Origin of the sequence: Streptomyces sudanensis, from assembly GCF_023614315.1 — a bacterium.
Taxonomy (GTDB): domain Bacteria; phylum Actinomycetota; class Actinomycetes; order Streptomycetales; family Streptomycetaceae; genus Streptomyces; species Streptomyces sudanensis.
In genome coordinates this window covers 148,940-150,847 of sequence record NZ_CP095474.1, presented here as the reverse complement: position 1 = coordinate 150,847, position 1,908 = coordinate 148,940, and the positions used below count along the sequence as shown (strand labels likewise).

General features: G+C 75.8%; 2 protein-coding genes. One reads left to right on the top strand and one right to left on the bottom strand.

Features of this window, described 5'->3' with window-relative positions; translation table 11 throughout:
• Nucleotides 1–74: 74 nt before the first annotated feature.
• Nucleotides 75–695, top strand: a complete 621-nt coding sequence (locus tag MW084_RS00595; RefSeq protein WP_338057706.1) for a Gmad2 immunoglobulin-like domain-containing protein — start codon at nucleotides 75–77, stop codon at nucleotides 693–695.
• A gap of 15 nt (nucleotides 696–710) precedes the next feature.
• On the opposite strand, the gene MW084_RS00590 is transcribed toward MW084_RS00595, so the two are convergent.
• The gene (locus MW084_RS00590; RefSeq protein WP_010468218.1) at nucleotides 711–1,811 is read right to left on the bottom strand and encodes a carboxylate-amine ligase; all 1,101 of its coding nucleotides are present in this window, start codon (nucleotides 1,809–1,811) and stop codon (nucleotides 711–713) included.
• Nucleotides 1,812–1,908 lie beyond the last annotated feature (97 nt).

Here is a 1,908-nt window from a genome sequence, read left to right as displayed (position 1 = left end):
GTCTACTTCCTGCACGGCGGGCGGGTGTCGCCCGCCCCCCGCNCGGTGNCCGCCCCGCCACCGCGGCCGGCGCCCTGCGCGCCCTGCTGGCGGGGCCGAACGGCTTCGAACGCGGCCACCGCCGGACGACGGCGATCCCGTCCGGGACGGAGCTGAGGTCCCTCGCCGTGCGCGACGGCGTCGCCACCGTCGACCTGTCCGGCCGGTACGACGACGGGGCGGGCGTCCCGTCGATGCGCGCCCGGCTCGCCCAGGTCGTCTTCACGGCCACGCGCTTCCCCGCGGTGAAGTCGGTGCGGTTCGCGCTCGACGGCAAACCGGTCGGCCGCCTCGGCGGCGGGGGCGTCGACCTCACCAGGCCGGTCGGCCGGGCCGACTTCGAGGACCTGACGCCCCTCGTGCTCGTCGAGTCGCCGATGATCGGCGAGACCGTCCGCAGCCCGGTCAGGGTGTGGGGCACCGCGAACACCTTCGAGGCGGGCTTCGGCCTCAGGATCACCGACGCGGCCGGCCGCACCGCGGTGAAGACGCACGCCATGGCCACCTCGGGCAACGGCACGCGCGGGACCTACGACCTGACGGTCGCCTTCCGGGCCACGCGCGAGGGCCCCGGGCTCCTGACCGCCTTCTGGGACTCCCCGGAGGACGGCCGCCTCGTGGCCTCCTCCACCGTCCCGGTGACCCTCCGGCGCTGAGGCCCCGGGCGGGCCTCAGGACGAGGTGGTCTCCCCGGTGACCAGTGCGGTGACCGCGGCCATGCCGCCTTCGGCGAGGGCGCCGCGCTGCCGGTCGGCGGGGGTGCCCTGCTGCAGCAGCCGGTGGACCAGCGAGGTGACCTGCCGGGTGTCCCCCGTCGCGTCCAGAGCGGGCTCGACGTGGTCCAGGAGCCGGGCCACCATGTCGCCGGCGCTGAGTCGGACGCCGGCCGGGTCCAGCAGGGACCCGCTCAGGCCGTGCCGGGCGGCCTGCCAGTTCGCCGCCTGGAGCAGCTCCGGCGGGCAGTCGGGCTCCGGGACGCCCCTCCGGGCGTCGTCGATGGCGGTGGCGACCAGGCCGCGCACGAGGCCGGCGAGCATCACCGCCTCGTCGACGCGCAGCTGCACGTCCAGGCAGCGCACCTCGACGGTGGGGTAGCGCTGCGACAGCCGCGCCTGCCAGTACAGCTGGCCGGTGTCCTGGATGACACCGGAGTCCAGCAGCCTTCGCACCCGGAGCTCGTAGTCGGGCAGGTCGGCGAAGTGGGGCGGCGGGCCGCTGACGGGCCACCGCCCGAAGATGACGGTGCGCCAGCTGGCGAAGCCGGTGTCCCGGCCGTCCCACAGGGGGGAGTTCGCCGACATGGCGCCCAGTACGGGCAGCCAGACCCGGATGTGGTTCAGCACCCGCACCCCCACCTCCGGCGAGGGCACGGCCGCGTGCACGTGCATCCCGTTGATCAGCTGCTCGTCCACCAACTGGGGGGCCTGCACGCGCATGGCGCGGTAGCGCGCCTGCTCGGTCACCGGTACGGGCGCGACCGCCCGGTGCGGGGCCGTCGCGCAGGCGGCGAGCCGGCAACCCGCCTCCTCGGCCGCGGCGGCGAGCGCCAGACGCAGGCGCAGGAGGTGCCCGCCGACCTCGTGGAGTTCGGTGCACACCGGGGTGGCGATCTCGATCTGCGCCTGGAGCAGCTCGGCCTGCACCTCGTTCTCGTCCGTGAGCGGCACCAGGCCCGCCGCGGCCCGCACCTCGTCGGCGCGCGGGACCGGCAACCCGGTCACCGGGTCGAGCAGCAGGTATTCCTCTTCGACACCGACCGTGATCGTGTTCACTGAGAGCCTTTCGTGCTCCGCCCCCCGATCGGGGGGCGGCGGTGGTCGGGGCGTCGTACGGTGCCGCCCGGCGNGGGCCCCCNCGGGNNGGNNCNNG